We start from the raw sequence: 20,312 nt of genomic DNA, 5'->3' as shown, positions 1-20,312 counted from the left end.
AGCGGTGCACGGAACCCAGACCTTAGGTGACACCACAGGAGTTGTGACGATGACCGAGAACCAGCCTCATGGCGACGCAGACGCCGGCACGCAGGGAGTAGACAGCCCGGGTGATGCCGAGAAGGTCGAGTGGTTCACCACCTATACCGTCTTCGCGCGGAACACGGTCGGCAACGGTGCCGGGGGCCATACCGAGACCGAGCGGAAGCGGGCTGTGGAGCAGTTCGACGCGGTCGTCGCCGGGCTCGCCGAGAAGGGCGTGACCGTCCGCGGCACCTATGACGTCTCCGGCATGCGCGCCGACGCCGACCTGATGGTCTGGATGTACGGCCACGTGGCCGAGGATCTGCAGGCCGCCATCCGCACCCTGCGCCGCACCGAGTTGCTGGCCGGAACCACCATCGTGCTGTCCGCCATGGGCTCGGACCGGATGGCTGAGTTCGCCAAGGACCACATCCCGGCCTTCGCCATGGGACGCAAGCCGCTGAAGTGGCTGTGCTTCTACCCCTTCGTCCGCTCCTACGACTGGTACCTGCTGGAGCCGGCTGAGCGTGGCCGGATGCTCAAGGACCACGGCATGCTGGGCCGCGAGTTCCCCATGGTCTGGGCCAACACCACCAGTGCCTTCGCCCTCAACGACTGGGAGTGGCTGCTGGGCCTCGAGGCGCCGGAGCTGAACAACCTCGTGGACATGATGCGCCACCTGCGCAACAACGAGACCCGCATGCATGTGCGCGAAGAGGTGCCCTTCTACACGGGCCGCCACATCACCACCAGCGAGATCGCAGAGGTCCTGGCCTGATGACGGATATCGCCAAGCATGCGGCAGGGAACCAGCCATTCGATCCCCTGGCCGGGGTGGATGAGAACGGCACCATGGCCGCGAAGGACTATGACTCCATCCTGCTGGCCTCCTTCGGCGGACCCGAGGGGCAGGATGATGTGATCCCGTTCCTGCGCAACGTCACCGCAGGCCGCGGCATCCCGGATGAACGCCTCGAGGAGGTGGCCACGCACTACCGGGCCAACGGCGGCATCAGCCCGATCAACGAGCAGAACCGTGCCCTCCTGGCGGCCCTGCAGACCGAGTTGGCCGCCCGCGGGATCGACCTGCCGGTCTACTGGGGCAACCGCAATTGGGAGCCCTACATCCCCCAGACACTCGAGCGGATCTACGCCGACGGGCACCGGAAGATGCTGACCGTGGCCACCTCGGCCTACTCCTGCTATTCCTCCTGCCGCCAGTACCGCGAGGACTTGGGGATGGCCCTGCGATCCACCGGCCTGGAGGGCAAGCTCGAGGCGGACAAGATCCGTCAGTACTTCAACCACCCCGGATTCGTGGCCCCCTTCGCCGAGGGCCTGAGTGCCGGGCTGGCCGAGATCCGCGCCGAGCTGGCGGACGCTGGCCGGGCCGACGGACGGCTGCACATCTTCTTCGCCACGCACTCCATCCCGACCTCGGATGCCGAGGCCGCCGGGCCACGCCCCGTGGCTGCGGAACTCCAGGAGAAGACCGGGCTGGCGCCCGGCGAGGGCAACGGTGCCGACGTCTACTCGGCCCAGCATCTGGACGTGGCCGAGGAGATCCTGCGGCGCGTCCCTGAGGCCGACGGCATCGAGTGGTCACTGGTGTACCAGTCCCGCTCCGGTGCCCCGCACGTACCGTGGCTCGAGCCGGACATCAATGACGCGATCGAGCAACTGGCGGCCGTGCCCGCCACCGCGGATGAGAACCAACGCGAGGGCGAACGCGAGAACCACGGCGAAGGGTCCGACGCCGGCTCGCTCGCCGGGGTGCTCGTGGTGCCGCTGGGCTTCGTGTCCGATCACATGGAAGTGGTGTGGGACCTGGACACCGAGGCCAAGGAGACCGCCGAGAACCTCGGTCTGGCCTTCCGCCGCACCCCGACTCCCGGGACGCATCCGGCCTTCGTCTCGGGCCTCGTCGACATCGTCGAGGAGCGCCTGGGCCGGCGCGAGGGCCGGGCCGCTGTGGGCTGCTTCGGCGCTTGGAATGACGTGTGTGCGCCCAACTGCTGCGTCAAGGTCATGCGGGACGGCACGGCCCGCCCCACGGTGGCGGCCTTCGACTCCGAGGTGGGTGTTCCGACCCGATGACCGGTACCTTCACGATCGGCACCCGCGGATCCCGCCTGGCCCGCACCCAGACGACCACTGTGGCGGAAGCCCTGGCCGGCCTGTCCGGGCTGGACGCCGAACTGGAGATCATCCGCACCGAGGGGGACGTGACCACGGGCTCCCTGGCCTCGCTCGGCGGCACCGGTGTCTTCGCCTCGGCCCTGCGCGCCGCGGTGCTGGATGCCAAGGTCGACCTTGCGGTGCACTCCCTCAAGGACCTGCCCTCCGTTCAGCCGGACGGCCTGGTCATCGCGTCCATTCCCGAGCGGGTGGACGTCCGTGACGCCCTGTGTGCCCGGGACGGCCTGCGGCTGTCCGAGTTGCCGCAGGGGGCGAAGGTCGGCACCGGCTCGCCCCGGCGGGTCGCCCAGCTCAAGGCCGTGCGGCCGGACCTGGACGTCGTGGACATCCGCGGCAATGTGCAGACCCGCCTCGCGCGGGTTCCGGGACTGGAACAGCACGATGATCACGCCCCTGCGGCCGCCGGGGCCCCGCGCGGTGATCTGGACGCCGTGATCCTGGCCTGCGCCGGACTCGACCGGATCGGCTTCGACTGGGCGATCACCGAACGCCTCGCGCCGACCGTCATGATGCCGGCCCCGGGGCAGGGTGCCCTGGCCGTGGAGTGCCGTCCGGAGACGGCGGTGGTCGGGGCCGGATCAACCCATCCGGTGGCGCGGGCCCTGGCCGGGTACGACGACGCCGTCACCCGTTTGCAGGTCACCGCCGAGCGGGCCTTGCTGGAGCGGCTCGAGGCCGGATGTGCGGCACCGATCGGCGCCCTCGCCCGCGTGGAGAAGGAATCGGCCCGACTCGTGATGGACGCCGTGGTGGCGGCCACCGACGGCAGCCGCCTGCTGCGGGAGCACGCCTCCGTGGACCTGCCGGCCGTCCGGGTGCGCCTCGAGGACGGCTCCGCCGACTCCGAGACCCTCGGACTGGCCCGCCAGCTCGGCATCGACGTTGCGGAGGCCATGCTGGCCGGCGGCGCCGACCTGCTGCCCGCCCCGCAGTGACCTCTTGATGCCCGTGGCTGCCAGCCGTCCCGTGATCCTGACCCGTCAACCGGCCCAGGCCGGGGCGGTCGAGGCCGGCCTGGCCGAAGCCGGCTACCGGATCTTCTTCCTTCCTCTGACCGATTTCGCGTTGCCGGAGGACTTGGCGGGGCTCCGTTGCATCGTGCGGGACTTGGCTTCTGATGAGCGGCCGGCACCCGTCCCGGCGTGGCTGGTCCTCACCAGCCCGAACACCGTCCGGGCCCTGGTCCGCGCCGGCTGGGACGGACAGGTGGATGCCGGCATCCGGGTGGCCGTCACCGGCCCGGGGACCGCCCGCGTCCTGGCCGAGGCCGGCTGCACCCAGGTCCCCTGGATGCCGGAGGGCGACGCCTCCGCCGCCGGGATCCTCGCGCAGTTCCCGCCGCCGGGTGAGACTCCCCGTCGAGTCCTGTTGTTGCCGCAGTCCGCCCTGGCCACCGACGAGGTCGCGGAGGGGCTGGCCGAACGCGGCTGGGAGGTCCACCACGTGCAGGCCTACCGCACCGTGCCCTATCCGGCGGACACGGAGCGGCGGTTGCTGGCCGGGCTGGCGGGCGAGGGCCCGGCGTCCGTGGATGCCCTGGCGACTGTCGACGACCTGCCTGGGGCCGACGTCGTGCTGACGAGTCCGAGCGCGGTGCGGGAGCTGGTCCGCCGCCGCGGCACCGCCGTCCCGGCCGGCACCCGCTTCATCGCCCTCGGCCAGCCCACGGCCCGGGCGGCCGCTGAGGAGTGCCTGGACCTGGCCGGCACCGCACCGAGCCCGGACGCCCCCGGGGTCCTGGCCGCGTTGGACCTCGGCCATCGCGTCTAGCCCACGGGATCATCCGGCCCGCCGCCGGTGACTGCGCCACCATGCTCTGTACTTACTGGAACGCCTTCTTCGGGACGAACAGCAACAGGACCGCGGCCGCCAAGGCCGTGGCCGAGCAGACGATCCACACGGTGAGGTAACCGGAGAACGAACCGGCCGTGCCGACGTCGGGAGTTCCCGTGATCTCCGGAACGACCTCGGGGCCCGGTATCCCCGCCGCGGCGGTGGTGGCCAGTGCCAGCCCGAAGATGCAGGAGGCCACCGCGCCGCCCACGGTCTTGACCGAGTTGGTCAGTCCCGTGGCCACGCCCGTCTGTTCCCGCGGGGCGGCCGCGGCGGCCGCCGCCGGCAAGGACGCCACCAGGGCGCCGGAACCGAGGCCCACCACCACCATGTTCGCCACCACCTGCCCGATCTGGTCATGGAATGGCAGGAACAGGCCGAATCCGACCGCCACGCACAGGGTGGCGCACAACAGGGCCAGCCTCGGGCTCGTCCACCGTGAGGCCACCGGCAGCAGGCCGGCCCCGGCCACCATGGCGATGAGATAGGTGCCGATGATGAGGGAGGTCTGGAAACCGGTGGTCCCCAGTCCATAGCCGTAGATCCCGGGGTCGGTCCGGGCGAACGTGGACAGCGGGGCCTGGGCGCCGAGGACCGAGACCCCGAACAGGCCGGCGGTGGCGAAGACCGGCCACAGGGCGGGATCGGTGAACATGCGGATGTCGATCAGGGGATCGGGATGCTGACGCTCGATCCGGACGAACCGCACCAGCGCGAGTGCGCCGGCCACGAGCATCAGCACCGAGAGCCAGAACCCGGGGCGGTCCGGTGCGAGGCCGGCACCCCGCAGCACGAACAGCGACCCCATGATCAGGACGAGGGCCACCGTGACCCAGAACAGCCCGGCCATATCGAAATCCCGGCGGCGGAAGTTCGCCAGCGAGGCCCCGGGAGTCTCCTCGACCCCGAGGATGATGGCCACCAGGCACAGTCCCACCACGACGGCCGGGACCGCCAGCACGGCCTGGACATCCATGGTGTCCACCAGAGCGCCGGCGGCCAGGGCTCCGGCGATGGCTCCGACCTCCAGGGCCCCGACCAGCACGGCGGCGGCCCGCCGCGTCAACGCCGCCGGCCCCGAAGCTGCCGCAGCGGCGTCCTCTCGTGCCACGGTCCGGACGTAGACCAGGGCGATCTCCAACGGCAGCCACACCACATAGAACCCCTGGAAGGCCCACGCGACCAGGAACACCCAGAACACGGGCGCCACCACGAGGGCGATCGACGCGGCCAGGGTCACGGCGGTGGACCAGATCAGCACCTTCCGGTGGCCCACCTGGTCTCCGAGCTTGGAGAGCATCGGCACCACCAGCGCGGACAGCATCAACTGGGAACCCTCCAGCCAGTTCACGTCCGCGTCGTTCACCCCGAGGTGCCGGGCGATGTCCGTCAGCAGGGGCGCGTAGTAGCCCTGCAGCACCCCGGAGGTGAACTCGACGAAGGCGAGGAACCCCACGACGGAGGCCAGCCCGCCGAAGAGCAGCGCGCCTCCCTGCCGGCGCCGGAGGGCCGCCTTCACCCCTGGCCGCCGGGTGCCGTCATGGCGCCGGGAGCCGCCTCGGCCGAGTCGGGGAAGCGGCCGCCTCGGGCGGTGATGAGACCGCGGTGGAAGCGTTCACCCCGCTCCAGCGAGGCCACGGACACCCACTCGTTCTCCCCATGGATGGAGGCCCTTTGAGCGTCATCCATCCACAGTGGGGCGAACCGGTAGACGTGGCGGCACCAGGCATGGAAATGCCGGGAGTCGGTGGCGGCCATCAACAGGTAGGGCACGGTCGTCGCATCCGGCCAGGAGGTCCCGACGGCGGCCTCCAAGGCCGCGAACCGGTCACCTTCCGCGGGCGATTCGTCCGAGGGGTCCTGCCCGTGGAGGAGCTCGACCTGCACTCCGGGGTCGGCGATGCGGTGGACGATGCCGTCCCGGACCCCGGCCACGGTCTCCCCGGGCACGATGCGGCAATCCAGGACGGCAGTGGCCGTGGAGGGCAGCACGTTGTTCGCCGTCCCGGCGTCCAGCCTGGTCTGGGCCACGGTGGTGCGCACCAAGGCGGCCGCCTCACCGCCCATCGCGCCCAGTGCCCGGGCCGCCATGGTCCCGGAGCGGAGAGCCCACGGCAGGGCGCGGCCTGCCGCCCCGGAGGCGAGGGGAGCGAGCGCGCCGAGCATGGCCGACGTCGTGCCGTTCAGCCGGGCCGGGAAGGGCCGCCGTTCCAGCCGGCGCAGGGCGCGGGCCAGGCGTGGGATGGGGGATCCAGAGGGCGGGGAGGAGGCGTGGCCGCCGGCGCCGGAGACGGTGAGCCGCAACTGGGCCTGGCCCTTCTCGGCGAGGCCCACCATGGCGCATGTGCCCTGGACGAAGGGCAGCGGTGCGGGAACCACCGCGCCCCCCTCGTCGAGGACCAGCCACGGTTCGGCGCCTTGGCCCTGTTCCTCCTGCAGGCGCTCGCGAAGCAGGTCCGAGATGGCCGCCGCGTTGCGTCCACCGACCTCCTCGTCGCCGCCGAAGACCAGCCAGACATCGTGATCCGGAGTGAATCCTGCGGCCAGGAGGTTCTCCACCGCCTCCAGGACGGCCACGAGGGGTCCCTTGTCATCGAGGGCGCCACGGCCCCTCACCACCGGTTCGCCGGACACGGTGTCCTCGGTGCCGGCGAACGGGTCCGCCTCCCAGCCCACGGCAGTCCACTCGGCCTGGTCCGCGGGTGCCGGGACCACATCCCAATGCGCCATGAGGACCAGGGGGTCTGCGGCACGGGCACCGCGCCAGCGGAACAGCAGGCCGGTGGAATCCACGACCTCGTGATCCAGCCGTTGGTGGACGAGTGGGTAGAGCCGGGCCATGAGCTCCGGGAACGCCTCGAAATCCGCGGCGACGGCGGACTGCTCCGGCTCACCCTGCAGGGCGGAGACGGTGCGGAGACGGATCAGCTCAGCCAGGCGGTGGCCGGCACCGGGCCGAGGTGTGACGGGAGATACAGGCATGCCGGTCAGGGTATCCCGAAAGTTCCGGCGGATAGCCGGTGGGGGACGGTCACATCCGGTTTCTGCCCTGCTTGAGGCGGACCTGCATGCGGGAATCGGCCGTGCGGTGTTCCAGGTAGGGCTGTTCGGACACCAGGGTGCTCAGCTTCTGATGCCCGAAGTCACGGGGGTCGAAGTCCACGTGGGTGCGGCTCAGGTGCTGTCCGACGCGGCTCAGGGAGGCCCAACCGTCGTCACCGCTGGTGGCGTTGATGGCCTTGGCCAGAGCGCTCTCCAGGTTGATCCGCACGCGGTCATCGTCGAGTGCATCGGGTGCATCGGGTGTGTCGACGGCGACAGGAACGTCGGCAGTTCCATCGGCGGCATCGGTGTCGTTGTCGTTCGCGGCGCCGCCCCGGCGGCCCCGGCGCGTGGCCCGTCGGGACGGAGCTGAGTCCTCCTCCGGGGTGCCCCCGAGCAGCTCGAGGTAGATGAACTGGTCCACGGCATTGCGCAGGGACTCCGGGGTCTTGCGCTCGCCGAGACCGATGACGCGTTTGCCGGATTCGCGCAGCCGGGTGGCCAGGCGGGTGAAGTCCGAATCTGAGGACACGATGGCGAACGCCTCGACGTTGCCCATCCAGAGCAGGTCCATGGCGTCGATGATGAGGGCCGAGTCGGTGGAGTTCTTGCCCACGGTGTAGGAGAACTGCTGGGTCGGCTGGATGGCCAGCCGGTTCAGCTCATTCTTCCAGCCGCTGAGCTGGTTGGTGGTCCAGTCCCCGTAGGCCCGTTTGATGGTCGGCGTGCCGTAGGTGGCGAGCTCCTCCAGCACGGCACCTGCGTGGGTGGGGGAGACGTTGTCACAGTCGATCAGCACGGCGATCCGGGTGGTGGCGCTGGAGGTTTCGGTCATGGACTCACCGTACCGGGATCCTGGGTGCCGGTTGGGCGTGCACATCGGTCCGGAATCGTCCTGGCTGACTGGACCCTGTTTCGGATGCTGTGCTGTCACCGGACACCTCACCGGACGGGTGGTCAACCGGGACGCCGTCTAAGGGCTGTATTCATGTCACCATGTCGTGAGCAGGAATGTCCGGTGGGGGTTGAGCTTACGGGACGGGCAAGCGGGGTGAGACCCGCTTGCCCTACTTGGCTGCGGGCGGCGTCGGTCCGCCCAAGACGCGGTAGGTGGTCTGGACCATCCCGCCGACGAGAACCGCGGTGCGGACATGCTCGAGATGCACGTCTCCGCCAAGCGGCCCGAACAGTGAGGGCCCGTCGCCGATGAGCACGGGCACGGGGGAGAGCGTGAGCTCGTCGACAAGTTCGGAGGCAAGGAACCAGCGGATGGTCTCGCCACCGTCGACGTAGACGCGCCGGTGCCCGTCCCGCTGCAGCGCGTCGATGGCCGCCTCGCCGGAGCGATGCACGGTGATCCGGGGATCTCCGTCTGCTGCGAGGGTCGTGCTGATCACATGCATCGGCCGATCGAGGTAGGGCCAGTGCTCGTCGGAAGCGATGGCCTCGTAGGTTCGTCGGCCCATCACTACCGCGTCAACTGACTCCACGAAGGGCGTGAAGCCTGCGTCCCCGGCGGCGGTGCCGCGTCTGGTCAGCCACTCGAGGTCGCCATCGGGCCGCGCGATGCGGCCGTCGACGCTCAGCCCGAGGAAGACGGCGGCACGGAGGGACTGTTGCGATGCGGCCACAGGACCGATCCTGTCAGCACCGAACGCCGGCACGCAATCCGAAGCCGGCAGCCGTCGCTCCAGCTCCGCGTGCCGCATCGGGGCCCGGTGCGGGATCCTCAACGGTCAACTGGCGCGGCTTTGAAAGTTGGTTGATGTGACGGCGAGGGGTAGATACCCGGGTCTCCATCGCAAGAGAGTCTGTAATCGCTCGGATTGCAGATCATCGACGCGCAGCCAAGTTGATCTGTGATGCTGGAACTATGAATCTGTCTCGTCTGCCGGTGCGCCAGGTACGCACGCATCAGAACGCCGAACTTGACCGCAGTGCGTGGCCCGGGACGCTGGCACCCGTTCGGCAACTGTGGGATGAGGGGCTGGAAATGGGATCGGCCACCGTTCTGGTGGGGGAGAACGGCTCGGGAAAATCCACCATCGTCGAAGCCATCGCCAGCGCCTACGGGCTCTCGGCCGAAGGCGGATCCACAGGTGCCGAGCATTCGACTCGTCGGAGTGAGTCTGCACTGGACGAACAGTTGCATCTGATCCGGAACCCCGGCGCCAGCCGTCGCGGGTACTTCTTGCGCGCAGAGACGATGCACGGATTCTTCACGTATCTCGAAACGAACCCCAGAACCTCCCGGCCGGATCTGCCATTCCACGAGATGTCACACGGGGAATCGTTCCTTGACCTAGTCCGCGATCGGTTTCGCGGACCCGGACTGTGGGTGATGGATGAACCCGAATCAGCCTTGTCTTTTACCGGGTGTCTGGGGTTACTCTCCGTATTGTTGGACCGCCTGGCCAACGGTGACAGTCAATTGCTCCTGGCCACGCACTCCCCGCTGCTGGCCTCCCTGCCCGGAGCCCGGGTTCTGGAAGTCGGTCCATGGGGACTGCGCGCAGTGCCGTGGGAGAACCTCGAACTAGTGCATCATTGGCGGCGCTTCCTCGAAGATCCACGCCGGTACCACCGTCACCTGTAACCCCTGCGAGTCCTGGAGATCAGGACTCGATGTAACTGAAGAAATCTAGATCGCCACGGTGACGTTTCCGGGCCGCAAAGGACCAGGCCGGCGTCAGTGAGAAGTGTCCGGTAAAGGAACGTCATATGGGAGCGGGCCGGTCGTTGTGGTCCGCGACCGTCCGGCGCAAATTCGTCGCCATATAGCGTTCCCTACCTGAGGCAAGTCGCCTTCTCCCGCGGTGTCATCGCGCCTACCTCACACCGTGCGAGGATCTGACCATGAACTGGCCTGCCATCGAGCCGATCGAGTCGACGCGCGTCGTTCTCGACCCACTCACCGTCCAGCACGCCCCAGAGATGTTGCCTGTGCTGGCTGACCCATCGATATACGAGTTCACCGGCGGCACGCCGCCGACGTTGGAGCAATTGCAAAGGCTCTACCGGGTGCAAACGTTGGGCCATTCTGACGACAACGCGCAGTGGTGGCTGAACTGGGTCGTCGCCCTCCATGATTCGCGGCGCGCTGTCGGATATGTGCAGGCCACCGTCGAGCGTCGCGCGGACGAGTTCGAGGCCAACATCGCCTGGGTGATTTCGCCAGCATTCCAGGGCCGCGGCCTCGCCACTGAGGCCACAGCATCAATGATTGGCTGGCTGACGGCGACCGGAGTCGACCGCTATGTTGCCTACATCCACCCCGACCACGCGGCGTCAGCGGCCATCGCCCGCAAGCAGGGCCTGCACCCGACATCCGTGGTCAAGGACGGCGAGACTCGCTGGCAGAACGAATGATTGACGCCAGGCAGTGCCGCATGCCGATCCTCTACCGGTGAAGCCTGGAGGTGATGCCGGGGTCTGCCGAGGACATCGGTGGAAGCGTCCTACTCACTGCCCTGAAAGGTCCATGACGGGCACTGGGCTCCGGATCAGACGAAGACGATTCGCCTACGGAGGCGCGCGGCTGGTTCCCGAACCTATGCTGGGGTCATGGGATTCGACTGGAAGCAGCGCCCCACGCGCACGGTGGCCTGGCTGCTGGCCTTCGCCATGAGCTTCAACATCGTGGCTCAGATCCTCATGCTCTCCACCCCTGACCGAGGGCTCCACGGGGTGCACTGGGCCCTTCTGGTCGTCAGCGTCGCCCTGTGGGGCTATGCCGTGTACCACCTGATCCGGGGGCACCGACCTGGAGCACCTGACCGCAGGTGATGGAGGGCCGGCCATGGAGAATCTCCGTTTGATGTCTCCGAGGTTCGATGCCCAACACAGAGACCTCTCAAGGTCCTCTTACATGGGCCGGGAATGTGGGCTACGGTGCGGGGAACGCCGCTACCGGACAGCGTCCCGACCATTGTTCAGACATCCCTGAGGAGGGATACCGGTGACTGCACCCCTCGATCTCACTGACCTGACTTCACTCCCGCTCGATCTGGCCAGGCCGCGATTGGTGCAACCGGGGCTGCTGCCCGTGGTGCCGGGACACGAACGGTATTGGGTCCGCCCCGGAGGAGTGACCGCCCTGGAACTCGAGTCCGGGGACGAACTCACCGTGGTGGACCGCTTCGGGGCCCAGGCCGCCGAGCTGACCGTGCTGGGCAACGGCGGGGAGGACTTCTCCGCCCTCGGGCTGCGGGCCGATGGGCCGGCGACGGTGCTGGGCTCGCTCACCGAGGGCTCCGCCTTTGACAACCAGCAGGTCGCCCGCGTGGTCACCGCCCTGGCCCTGCGCGGGCTGCGGCCGGATGCCGCCCACGGCGTTCGCCTGTTCGGCGGCTGGTCCCCAGCCGGGTCCCGGGAGACGTTCACGGCGCAGCGGCCGGTGACGGCCGTCGTCGGGAACCCCACCTGGGCCATGAACTTCGAGGAGCAGAACCCGCCCTCCGACCTGATGATCGAGGTCCAGCGGGCGGACCCGTACCGGCCGCGGGAGATCGAGCTGCCCCCGCCGCTGGCCGAGCCGGTCCTGGACGCGCGGATCGACCACAGCACGGCGATCGGCTACGAGGTCAAGAAGGGCGACTACATCCAGATCATCGATGTGGCCGGCCGCCAGTGTTCGGACTTCCTGGCCTTCGACGCGCGGGCACTGCAGGAGGGACGCGAGCTGGGGCTGGACGCCAGCACCACCCGGCACATCGTGGGCCAGGCCTACGCCCAGCCCGGGCTGCACGGCAAGTTCTACAACCAGGACATGGACCCGCTGGTCGCGATCATCCGGGACACGGTGGGGCGTCATGACGCCTTCACGCCGGCGTGCAACGCCAAGTACTACGAGGATTTCGGCTACCCGGGGCACGTGAACTGCACGGACAACTTCAACGGCCAGCTCAAGCGGTATTCGGTGACCGCCCGGAAGTCCTGGCCGGCGCTGAACCTCTTCTACAACACCATGTTCGACGAGCACAACATGCTGGTGTTCGACGAGCCCTGGTCCCGCCCGGGGGACTACGTGATGATGCAGGCCCAGCAGGACCTGGTCTGCGCCTCCTCCGCCTGCCCCGACGACATCGACCCCTCCAACGGCTGGGTCCCCACTGACATCCACCTGCGCGTCTACCCCTCGGAGCGGAAATTCTCCATGGCCATCACCCACCGCACCAATCCCGACTCCGTGCCCAAGCTCACGCGTGAGACCGCCTTCCACGAGCGGACGAGTGCACTGACGAAGCAGTTCACGGAGTACCGGAACTTCTGGCTGCCGACGCACTACGACGGCTACGGGCCCAAGGCCGAGTACTGGGCGTGCCGGGAGAAGGCCGCCGTGATGGACCTGTCTCCTCTGCGCAAGTTCGAGGTGATCGGCCCGGACGCCGAGGCGCTGCTGCAGTACTGCATGACCCGGAACATCCGCAAGCTCTCCGAGGGGCAGGTGGTCTACACGGCGATCTGCAACGACACCGGCGGCATGATCGACGACGCCACCGTGTTCCGCTGCTCCGACACCAACTTCCGGGTGATTCCCGGGGAGGACTACACCGGTGAGTGGATGCGGCAGGTGGCGACCGAACGGGGCCTGGACCGGGTCTGGATCAAGGACTCCACGGACCAGCTGCACAACATCGCCGTGCAGGGCCCGGCCAGCCGGGACATCCTGAGGGATCTGATCTGGACCCCACCGCACCAGCCGGACTTCGACTCGGTGACCTGGTTCCGCTTCACGATCGGCCGGATCGGGGACCACCAGGGCACCCCCGTGATCGTGTCCCGCACGGGCTATTCCGGCGAGCTCGGCTACGAGCTGTTCTGCCATCCCAGCCACGCCAACGCCGTGTGGGACGCGGTCTGGGAGGCGGGGAAGCCCCACGGGCTCACGCCACTGGGACTCGATGCGCTGGACATGCTCCGGATCGAGTCCGGGCTGGTCTTCGCCGGGTACGACTTCAACGACCAGATCGACCCCTTCGAGGCCGGCATCGGCTTCACCGTGCCACTGAAGACCAAGGAGGACGACTTCTCCGGCCGGGATTCCCTGCTCAAGCGCAAGGCGAACCCACAGCGCAGGATGGTCGGCCTCGAACTGGCGGGCAACGAGCCCGCCGGGCACGGGGACACGGTGCACGTGGGCCGCTTCCAGGTCGGCGTGGTAGCCTCCGCCACCCGGTCCCCGGTCCTGCGCAAGAACATCGCGCTGTGCCGGATGATGGTGGAGCACGCGGACGCGGGTGCCGAGGTGGAGATCGGCAAGCTGGACGGCCAGCAGAAGCGGATTCCCGCCACCGTGGTGGCCACGCCCTTCTACGATCCGAAGAAGGAGAAGCCGCGGTCCTGAGGCCCGCCCCCCGCCACGGGCCCGGGCCCCTCGCCACGGGCCCGGGGCCGGCGTAGCGTGGACGGGGAAGACGAATTCCTTAAGGTGGACCTCCCATGGCATCCAAGCAGCGCAGCAAGTGGATCCCGGCCGTGGCGGTGCCGGTGATCGTGGGCGTGATCGCGCTCGGCGGGGGCCTGACGGCCAATGCCCAGGCGGACCTGCCGGACCGGACAGCCGAGGAGGTCCTGGCATTGTCCGCAGGGCACCACGACACCTCCTTCTCCGGCACCGTCGAGGCCAGTTTCGCGCTGGGCCTGCCGCAATTGCCGACGGGGCAGGGCCCGGAGCGGGGCGGATCGGAAGGGTCGAGTGCCGGTGGAATTGTGCCGGAGGGCCTCGCCGAGGCATTCTCGCTGCTTTCCGGAACCCACGAGGCGCGCGTCTTCGCGGACGGCGCCGACCGGCTCCGGGTGCAGGTCTTCGACGGCACGGACGAGCGCAATGTGGTGCGCAACGGGCAGGAAGTCTGGGCATACGATTCGGCGGAGCGCCGGGCCGCGCAAGTCATCCTGCCGGAGGGGCCCGACGGTGCTGGCCGCGGCCACGGCATGGCGCATGCCCCGGAAGGCGACATGACCCCCGAGCGGCTGGCCGAGAAGGCGCTGGCGGGATTGGATCCCACCACGGAGGTCACCGTTGGCGAGGACACCCGAGTCGCCGGCCGAGACGCCTACACGCTGCGGCTCGACCCGCGCACTCCGGACACGCTCGTCGAGGATGTCACCCTTGCCGTCGACGCCGCCACCGGCGCGCCGTTGAGCGTCCGTATCCGGGCAGTGGGCCAGGAGGACCCGGCCATCAGCGTCGCTTACACGAGCTATTCGACCGAGACCCCGGACGCCGGTCTGTTCGAGTTCACCCCGCCCGCGGGCGCCGAAGTCGAACGGGCCCGGCCCGACGTCGGGATGTGGCCTGGTGCGCACCGTTCCGGTCCGCATGGCTCCGGCCCGCACGCCGGAGACCGTCATCCGGCAGGAGGCGACTCCGTGCTCGGTTCCGGGTGGGACGCCGTCGCCGTCATCCCCGCCGAGAAGGTGCCCGCGGGCCTGACGGACTCGCCGCTCCTGGACCAGTACGCCATCGACTCGGCGGCTGGCCGGGTGCTGAGCACGCCGCTGGCCACGGTCTTGCTCGCCGACGACGGCCGGGTCCTCGCCGGTCCGGTCCCGCTCGAGCGCCTGCTCGATGTCGCCAGTTCGGGATGAGCACCGAGCGAGCTCCGCGGGAGCGGCCGGTGAGTCCCGGGTGAGCGTGCCCTTTGCCGACCATGGCGAGCCCGAGTCGGCCATCCGTACCCGGGGGCTGAGCAAACGGTTCGGCGCCCGACTGGCCGTGGACGGACTGGACCTCGAGGTCCCCCGCGGCTCCGTGTTCGGCTTCCTGGGCCCCAACGGCTCCGGCAAGACCACCACCATCAGGATGCTGCTCGGCCTGGCCGCGCCCAGTGGTGGGTCGATGAGCGTGTTCGGCCGGCCCATGCCCGAGGCCGCCATGGAGGTCCTGCCGCGCGTCGGGACCCTCGTGGAGGGCCCGGCGTTCTACCCCTACCTGACCGGGACGGCGAACCTTTTGCGCCTCGACGCCGCTAACCGGGCCACCGATCCCGCCACGCGCAAGCGGCGCATCGGCCGGTCCCTGGACCGGGTGGGCCTGGGGCAGGCGGCCGGGCTGGCCGTGCATGCCTACTCACTGGGTATGAAGCAGCGTCTCGGGCTGGCCAACGCGCTGGCCTCCGAGCGTGAGCTGCTGATCCTGGATGAACCGACCAACGGCCTGGACCCGCAGGGCACCCGGGAGGTCCGCCACCTCATCGGATCCCTGGCGGAGGACGGGGCCACCGTCTTCGTCTCCAGCCACCTGCTCAGCGAGATCGAGCAGGTCTGCACCCATGCGGCCGTGGTGGGCCGTGGCCGCCTGCTGGCCCAGGGGACGCTGGCCTCCCTGTTCGACGACGGCCCCCGCCGGATCCTCGTCCGCACCCGGAACGTCCCGCTCGCCGGGGACGTCCTGCGGGGCCTGGGACTGGCGCCGGTCGAGGAGGGCGTGCCCGCTCCGGGTGCCGGGACATTGCGCGCCCCGCTGGGCGAGGACGGGCCGGAGCCTGAACGGATCGTCGCCGCCCTGGTGGCCGCCGGGGTCGGGGTGCGCGGCGTCGAGGTGGAGCACGCCAGCCTGGAGGACCGGTTCGTGGAGCTGACGGGGGAGGGGTTCGACGTTGAGCAGTGACCCCGAGAGCCACGTCCGTCCCGCACGCACCGGGACGGCCCTGCTGGTCTCCGAACTGGGACTGCTCTTCCGGCGCCGGCGCACCTGGACGCTGCTGGCCGCACTGGCCGCGGTGCCCGTGCTCATGGGGGTGGTGGTGCGGGTGACGTCCGGGCCACCTCAGGGCAGGGGCCCGGCCTTCCTGGACCAGGTGGCCGCCAGCGGCCTGTTCCTGGCGGTGGCCGCGGTCATGGTCTGCATGCCCTTCTTCCTCCCCTTGACCGTCGCCGTCGTGGCTGGGGACTCGATCGCGGGGGAGGCCGCCCACGGCACGCTCCGGTACCTCCTGGTGGCCCCTGTCCGGCGGGCCGGCCTGTTGGCCGTGAAGTACGCGGCGGCGCTCGTCTTCTGCCTGGCCGCAGCGCTGGTGGTGGCCGCCGTCGGCGTGCTCACCGGGCTGGCGCTGTTCGGGACCGGACCGCTGGTGCTGCCCTCGGGAATGACCATCACCTCGGCGGAGACGCTCGGCCGGATCGGGCTGATGGTGCTCTACGCGACCGTCTCATTGAGCGGCCTGGGCGCGCTCGCCCTCTTCGTCTCCACGCTGACGGACGTGCCCGTCGGGGCGATGGCCGCCGCCGTGGTACTGACCATCGTGGCGCAGATCCTCGGTGCCCTGCCCCAGCTGGCGTGGCTGCACCCCTGGCTCTTCACCCATCACTGGATGGGCTTCGCGGACCTGCTGCGCGCGCCCCTCCTCTGGGACTCGTTCCGGGAGAACGCGCTACTGCAGGTCGGCTACGTGGCCGTGTTCGGGGCACTCGCCTACGGCCGATTCACCACGAAGGACGTGTTGAGCTAGCTCAGTAGACTGGGACGGCACCGACCGACCCACGGACCGTCGCAGACTGCCGAGAAAATGCCGAGGTACCCATGTCCTTTCCCACCCACCGCCCGCGCCGCCTGCGCCAGTCCGCCGCGATGCGCCGGCTGGTGGCCGAGACCCGGCTCCACCCGGCCGACCTGATCCTGCCGGTGTTCGTGCGGGAGGGCATCACCGAGCCGGTGGCGCTGCAGTCCATGCCGGGAGTCGTCCAGCACACCCGGGACACCCTGAAGGCCGCGGCCGCCGAGGCCGCCGGGCTGGGCGTGGGGGGCATCATGCTCTTCGGCATCCCCGAGACCCGCGATGCCACGGGCTCGGCCTCACTGGACCCGGACGGGGTACTCAACGACGGCATCCGCGCGGTCAAGGAAGAGGTCGGCGATTCCATGGTCGTCATGTCCGACCTCTGCCTGGACGAGTTCACCGATCACGGACACTGCGGCGTCCTGACAAAGGGTGGAGCCGTGGACAACGACGCCACCCTGGAGATCTACGGCCGGATGGGCGTGGCCCAGGCCGAGGCCGGCACCGACCTGGTGGGCCCTTCCGGGATGATGGACGGCCAGGTGGCCGTCATCCGTCAGGACCTGGACGACGCCGGCCACCAGGGCACCGGAATCCTCGCCTATGCGGCCAAATACTCATCGGCCTTCTACGGACCGTTCCGCGAGGCGGTGGACTCCCAGCTCACAGGTGATCGCAAGACCTACCAGATGGATCCCGCCAACCGCCGCGAGGCGCTGCTCGAGGTCTCCCTGGACCTGGACGAGGGGGCCGACATGGTCATGGTCAAGCCCGCCATGAGCTACCTGGACATCCTGCGGGACGTGGCTGACGCCTCCGATGTCCCCGTCTCCGCCTACCAGATCTCCGGGGAGTACGCGATGATCGAGGCCGCCGCGGCCAACGGCTGGATCGACCGCGACGCCGCCGTGATGGAGTCCGTGCTGTCCATCCGCCGGGCCGGGGCGGACACCGTGCTGACGTACTGGGCCACCGAGCTGGCCCGCTGGATCAAGGAAGGACGCCTCTGATGACCGAGACCACCTCGAACACCGCTCCCACCACCAACGCCGCCCTGTATGACGCCGCCCGTGCCGTGATCCCCGGGGGCGTGAACTCCCCGGTCCGCGCCTTCGGCTCGGTCGGCGGCGCCCCGGTGTCCATGGTGAAGGCCGCCGGCCCCTACCTGACCGACGCCGAAGGCCGCGAGTACGTGGACCTGGTGTGCTCCTGGGGCCCCATGCTGCTGGGGCACAACCACCCCGCCGTCGTGGACGCCGTCCACCGGGCCGTGGATGCCGGGCTGTCCTTCGGCACCTCCACCCCGGACGAGCTGAGACTGGCCGAGCTGATCGCCGGGAAGGTCCCCGTGGACCGCGTCCGCATGGTCTCCACGGGCACCGAGGCCACCATGACGGCTATCCGCCTGGCGCGCGGCGCCACCGGACGCAACCTCGTGGTGAAGTTCGCCGGCTGCTACCACGGCCACTCGGACGGACTGCTCGCCGCCGCCGGTTCCGGGGTCGCCACCCAGTCCCTGCCCGGGTCCGCCGGGGTGACCGAGGCCCAGGCCGCCGAGACCCTGGTGCTGCCCTACAACGACCGCACCGCGCTGGAGGAGACCTTCACGGCCCGCGGGCAGGAGATCGCCGCCGTCATCACCGAGGCCGCACCCTGCAACATGGGCGTGGTGGCCCCGGAGGAGGGCTTCAACCAGTACCACCGCGGCATCACCGAACGCCATGGCGCCCTGCTGATCTGGGACGAGGTGCTCACGGGTTTCCGTGCCTCGGAGACCGGCTACTGGGGCCTGTCCGGAAAGGTCGAGGGGTGGACCCCTGACCTGTGGACCTTCGGCAAGGTCATCGGCGGCGGCATGCCGACCGCAGCCGTGGCGGGCCGCGCCGAGGTCATGGACCTGCTGGCTCCCCTGGGACCCGTCTACCAGGCGGGCACCCTGTCCGGGAACCCGGTGGCGATGGCCGCCGGCCTGGCCACCTTGCAGAACGCCACGGGTGAGGTCTATGACACGATCACCCGGCGCTCACAGCAGCTCGAGGAGATGCTGGTGGGCTCCCTGACCGAGGCGGGCGTGGACCACTCCATCCAGCGCGCCGGGACCCTGTTCTCGGTGGCCTTCGGCACCTCGTCCGGCGGTGTCCACAACTACGCCGATGCCCAGGCCCAGGAGACCTTCCGGTACGCGCCGTTCTTCCACGCCATGCTCAAGCACGGGGTCTACCTGCCACCGAGCGTCTTCGAGGCCTGGTTCGTCTCGTCCGCCCACGACGACGCCGCCATGGAGCGGATCGCCGCCGCCCTGCCGCATGCGGCCCGGGCCGCTGCCGCCGCGACTGCTCCGACCTCTTAGGAGCCGCCGACTCCCAGAACGAGGTCCATAGTGAGGATCAGGGTATGGAACAGGTCGAGGATGCGGACGAGCCCTACCGCAGCTGCACGGGCCAGTCGCCGTTGATCACGGCGGCGGGGTCCTTGCGGCGCAGGTAGTCCTGGAAGCTGGCGGCCTGCTCGGCCTTCCACTGCACCTGGAGCGCGTGGAGCTCGGCCAGTCCGACCTGCAGGGCCGCGTACCTGACCGCCAGGCCGTCCGCCACGCCCACGGCGGCCAATGAGTCCGCCGCGGAGGTGTGCGCGTCCAGCAGCGTCACGCCGTAGTGGGCACAGACATCGGTCAGGGTGCGTTTGCCCTTGCGGTAGCGGTCCACCTGCTTGTCGATCACGAACGGGTCGATGATCCACTGGTTCTGCAGCGGCTCCAGGCCACGGCGGGCGAGCTCACGGTCCATGACGGTGAAGTCGTAGCAGGCGTTGAACGCGATGACCGGGATCCCGGCATCGAAGAAGTCCCGCAGGGTGTCGGCGATCTCCACGACGGCCTGGTCCGCGGGCATGCCCTCGGCCTGGGCCCTCTCGGTGCTCACCCCGTGGACGGCGGCGGCCTCCTCCGGGATCGGCACGCCGGGGTTCACCAGCCACTCGTAGCTGGCGGCGAGGTTGCCTTGCGGGTCCACCACCACGAGGGATGCGGTGACGATGAGGGCCTCGTTGGGGTCCCGGCCCGTGGTCTCCAGGTCGAAGCCGACGCGGATCTGCTGGTGCCAGGGCAGCACCGCAACGGCCGCCTGGGCCGCCTGGACGGTGGGGTCCGAGGCCGGCGCGGGGGCCGGCACGCCGGTGGGGGAGGATGCTGTTACGTCGCTCACGCCATCACGGTACCGCGTGGCACGGACGCCCTACAGGCGCAACGCGGCCCGCTGTGGACAGGTCCGGCAGAATGGACACCCGTGGGCACCTTTCCCGACCTTCCCCCCGGACCGTATGAGCTCTCTGAGGCGCTGATCCTGGCTGCCCAGCTCGTCCCGCCGGGTCTTGCCGTGAGCTATGGCGGACTGGCCGGGCTGCTGGGCGCCGGCGGGCCGCGGCAGGCGGGCCGGGCGATGTCCCAGGCGCCCGAGGGGACCTGCTGGTGGCGGATCGTGCGCGCCGATGGTTCCCTGCCGGCGTCGTTGTCCGCGCGGGCCGCGCCGCACTACGCCGCGGAGCGCACACCGCTGAAGGGGCAGGTTGCCGATCCTCCCGACGCCGGCCCGCGCCGGCGCGTGGACCTCGCCCGGGCACGATGGTCGCCGGACGAGGCCGCGAGGGCCGTGCTCTCGGAGCTGAAGGGCCGGCTGGGCTGATCAGTGTGGTTCGTTAAGTTGTCCGGGGCGG

At 69.8% G+C, this 20,312-nt stretch carries 19 protein-coding genes; 14 read left to right on the top strand and 5 right to left on the bottom strand.

Going from position 1 to position 20,312, the window contains the following annotated elements:
- The first annotated feature begins 49 nt into the window (after window positions 1-49).
- The 4 genes from hemQ to BOSE125_RS08400 are packed head-to-tail and all read left to right on the top strand — an operon-like array spanning window position 50 to window position 3,993.
- Window positions 50-802 carry a hydrogen peroxide-dependent heme synthase gene (gene hemQ, locus BOSE125_RS08415; RefSeq protein WP_159551660.1) on the top strand — a complete coding sequence of 251 codons (753 nt, stop codon included), beginning with the start codon at window positions 50-52 and terminating at the stop codon, window positions 800-802.
- Window positions 802-2,121 carry a ferrochelatase gene (locus BOSE125_RS08410; protein ID WP_159551658.1) on the top strand — a complete coding sequence of 440 codons (1,320 nt, stop codon included), beginning with the start codon at window positions 802-804 and terminating at the stop codon, window positions 2,119-2,121. The genes hemQ and BOSE125_RS08410 overlap by 1 nt, the downstream gene beginning before the upstream one ends.
- On the top strand, window positions 2,118-3,158 hold the full coding sequence (hemC, locus tag BOSE125_RS08405; protein WP_159551656.1) for a hydroxymethylbilane synthase: 1,041 nt from the start codon (window positions 2,118-2,120) through the stop codon (window positions 3,156-3,158). The genes BOSE125_RS08410 and hemC overlap by 4 nt, the downstream gene beginning before the upstream one ends.
- Window positions 3,159-3,165: 7 nt before the next feature.
- Window positions 3,166-3,993 (top strand): uroporphyrinogen-III synthase, encoded by an 828-nt coding sequence (locus BOSE125_RS08400; protein WP_159551654.1) that lies wholly within the window; start codon window positions 3,166-3,168, stop codon window positions 3,991-3,993.
- Window positions 3,994-4,045: 52 nt separating this feature from the next.
- Here BOSE125_RS08400 and BOSE125_RS08395 read toward each other — a convergent pair whose 3' ends face one another.
- From BOSE125_RS08395 to BOSE125_RS08380, 4 genes are all read right to left on the bottom strand, one after another.
- Window positions 4,046-5,575, bottom strand: a complete 1,530-nt coding sequence (locus BOSE125_RS08395; protein ID WP_236557889.1) for an MFS transporter — start codon at window positions 5,573-5,575, stop codon at window positions 4,046-4,048.
- On the bottom strand, window positions 5,572-7,038 hold the full coding sequence (locus BOSE125_RS08390; protein ID WP_159551652.1) for a M20/M25/M40 family metallo-hydrolase: 1,467 nt from the start codon (window positions 7,036-7,038) through the stop codon (window positions 5,572-5,574). The genes BOSE125_RS08395 and BOSE125_RS08390 overlap by 4 nt, the downstream gene beginning before the upstream one ends.
- 49 nt (window positions 7,039-7,087) lie before the next feature.
- Window positions 7,088-7,933, bottom strand: coding sequence for an NYN domain-containing protein (locus tag BOSE125_RS08385; protein ID WP_159551650.1), 846 nt, complete (start codon window positions 7,931-7,933; stop codon window positions 7,088-7,090).
- A gap of 232 nt (window positions 7,934-8,165) precedes the next feature.
- Window positions 8,166-8,729 (bottom strand): dihydrofolate reductase family protein, encoded by a 564-nt coding sequence (locus BOSE125_RS08380; RefSeq protein WP_159551648.1) that lies wholly within the window; start codon window positions 8,727-8,729, stop codon window positions 8,166-8,168.
- A gap of 242 nt (window positions 8,730-8,971) precedes the next feature.
- Between BOSE125_RS08380 and BOSE125_RS08375 the strand changes: the two genes are divergently transcribed.
- The 9 genes from BOSE125_RS08375 to hemL all read left to right on the top strand — a co-directional run bounded on the left by BOSE125_RS08375 (window position 8,972) and on the right by hemL (window position 18,951).
- A complete protein-coding gene (locus tag BOSE125_RS08375; protein WP_159551646.1) occupies window positions 8,972-9,694 on the top strand; it encodes an ATP-binding cassette domain-containing protein in 723 nt (240 codons plus the stop codon).
- 260 nt (window positions 9,695-9,954) lie between these two features.
- Window positions 9,955-10,467 carry a GNAT family N-acetyltransferase gene (locus BOSE125_RS08370; RefSeq protein WP_159551644.1) on the top strand — a complete coding sequence of 171 codons (513 nt, stop codon included), beginning with the start codon at window positions 9,955-9,957 and terminating at the stop codon, window positions 10,465-10,467.
- A 195-nt stretch (window positions 10,468-10,662) separates the two neighbouring features.
- Window positions 10,663-10,884: a hypothetical protein gene (locus BOSE125_RS08365; RefSeq protein WP_159551642.1), complete on the top strand. Its 222-nt coding sequence runs from the start codon at window positions 10,663-10,665 to the stop codon at window positions 10,882-10,884.
- Between the two features lie 172 nt (window positions 10,885-11,056).
- A complete protein-coding gene (locus BOSE125_RS08360; RefSeq protein ID WP_236557888.1) occupies window positions 11,057-13,444 on the top strand; it encodes a DUF1989 domain-containing protein in 2,388 nt (795 codons plus the stop codon).
- A 95-nt stretch (window positions 13,445-13,539) separates the two neighbouring features.
- Window positions 13,540-14,691, top strand: coding sequence for a DUF2092 domain-containing protein (locus BOSE125_RS08355; protein WP_159551640.1), 1,152 nt, complete (start codon window positions 13,540-13,542; stop codon window positions 14,689-14,691).
- A gap of 46 nt (window positions 14,692-14,737) precedes the next feature.
- On the top strand, window positions 14,738-15,712 hold the full coding sequence (locus tag BOSE125_RS08350; RefSeq protein WP_236557887.1) for an ABC transporter ATP-binding protein: 975 nt from the start codon (window positions 14,738-14,740) through the stop codon (window positions 15,710-15,712).
- On the top strand, window positions 15,702-16,553 hold the full coding sequence (locus BOSE125_RS08345) for an ABC transporter permease (protein WP_236557886.1): 852 nt from the start codon (window positions 15,702-15,704) through the stop codon (window positions 16,551-16,553). The genes BOSE125_RS08350 and BOSE125_RS08345 overlap by 11 nt, the downstream gene beginning before the upstream one ends.
- Before the next feature lie 71 nt (window positions 16,554-16,624).
- Window positions 16,625-17,611 (top strand): porphobilinogen synthase, encoded by a 987-nt coding sequence (gene hemB, locus BOSE125_RS08340; protein WP_159551636.1) that lies wholly within the window; start codon window positions 16,625-16,627, stop codon window positions 17,609-17,611.
- Window positions 17,611-18,951 carry a glutamate-1-semialdehyde 2,1-aminomutase gene (gene hemL / locus BOSE125_RS08335; protein WP_159551634.1) on the top strand — a complete coding sequence of 447 codons (1,341 nt, stop codon included), beginning with the start codon at window positions 17,611-17,613 and terminating at the stop codon, window positions 18,949-18,951. The genes hemB and hemL overlap by 1 nt, the downstream gene beginning before the upstream one ends.
- 73 nt (window positions 18,952-19,024) lie before the next feature.
- Here the strand turns inward: hemL and BOSE125_RS08330 are convergent, their stop codons facing one another.
- A complete protein-coding gene (locus tag BOSE125_RS08330; protein WP_371300766.1) occupies window positions 19,025-19,711 on the bottom strand; it encodes a 3'-5' exonuclease in 687 nt (228 codons plus the stop codon).
- A 174-nt stretch (window positions 19,712-19,885) separates the two neighbouring features.
- Here BOSE125_RS08330 and BOSE125_RS08325 point away from each other — a divergent pair, with 174 nt between their 5' ends.
- A complete protein-coding gene (locus BOSE125_RS08325; protein WP_159551632.1) occupies window positions 19,886-20,281 on the top strand; it encodes an MGMT family protein in 396 nt (131 codons plus the stop codon).
- The last annotated feature ends 31 nt before the right edge of the window (window positions 20,282-20,312 follow it).

The organism is Citricoccus sp. K5, from assembly GCF_902506195.1.
In the GTDB taxonomy this organism is placed as follows: domain Bacteria; phylum Actinomycetota; class Actinomycetes; order Actinomycetales; family Micrococcaceae; genus Citricoccus.
Note: the sequence above shows the minus strand (reverse complement) of the source record. Positions and strands in the feature narration are given on the sequence as shown.

Coding starts and splice junctions, on each gene's coding strand:
- hemQ (WP_159551660.1), top strand. CDS start 50: ATGACCGAGAACCAGCCTCATGGCGACGCAGACGCCGGCACGCAGGGA.
- BOSE125_RS08370 (WP_159551644.1), top strand. CDS start 9,955: ATGAACTGGCCTGCCATCGAGCCGATCGAGTCGACGCGCGTCGTTCTC.
- hemB (WP_159551636.1), top strand. CDS start 16,625: ATGTCCTTTCCCACCCACCGCCCGCGCCGCCTGCGCCAGTCCGCCGCG.
- BOSE125_RS08400 (WP_159551654.1), top strand. CDS start 3,166: ATGCCCGTGGCTGCCAGCCGTCCCGTGATCCTGACCCGTCAACCGGCC.
- BOSE125_RS08385 (WP_159551650.1), bottom strand. CDS start 7,933: ATGACCGAAACCTCCAGCGCCACCACCCGGATCGCCGTGCTGATCGAC.
- hemL (WP_159551634.1), top strand. CDS start 17,611: ATGACCGAGACCACCTCGAACACCGCTCCCACCACCAACGCCGCCCTG.
- BOSE125_RS08365 (WP_159551642.1), top strand. CDS start 10,663: ATGGGATTCGACTGGAAGCAGCGCCCCACGCGCACGGTGGCCTGGCTG.
- BOSE125_RS08390 (WP_159551652.1), bottom strand. CDS start 7,038: ATGCCTGTATCTCCCGTCACACCTCGGCCCGGTGCCGGCCACCGCCTG.
- BOSE125_RS08375 (WP_159551646.1), top strand. CDS start 8,972: ATGAATCTGTCTCGTCTGCCGGTGCGCCAGGTACGCACGCATCAGAAC.
- hemC (WP_159551656.1), top strand. CDS start 2,118: ATGACCGGTACCTTCACGATCGGCACCCGCGGATCCCGCCTGGCCCGC.
- BOSE125_RS08355 (WP_159551640.1), top strand. CDS start 13,540: ATGGCATCCAAGCAGCGCAGCAAGTGGATCCCGGCCGTGGCGGTGCCG.
- BOSE125_RS08410 (WP_159551658.1), top strand. CDS start 802: ATGACGGATATCGCCAAGCATGCGGCAGGGAACCAGCCATTCGATCCC.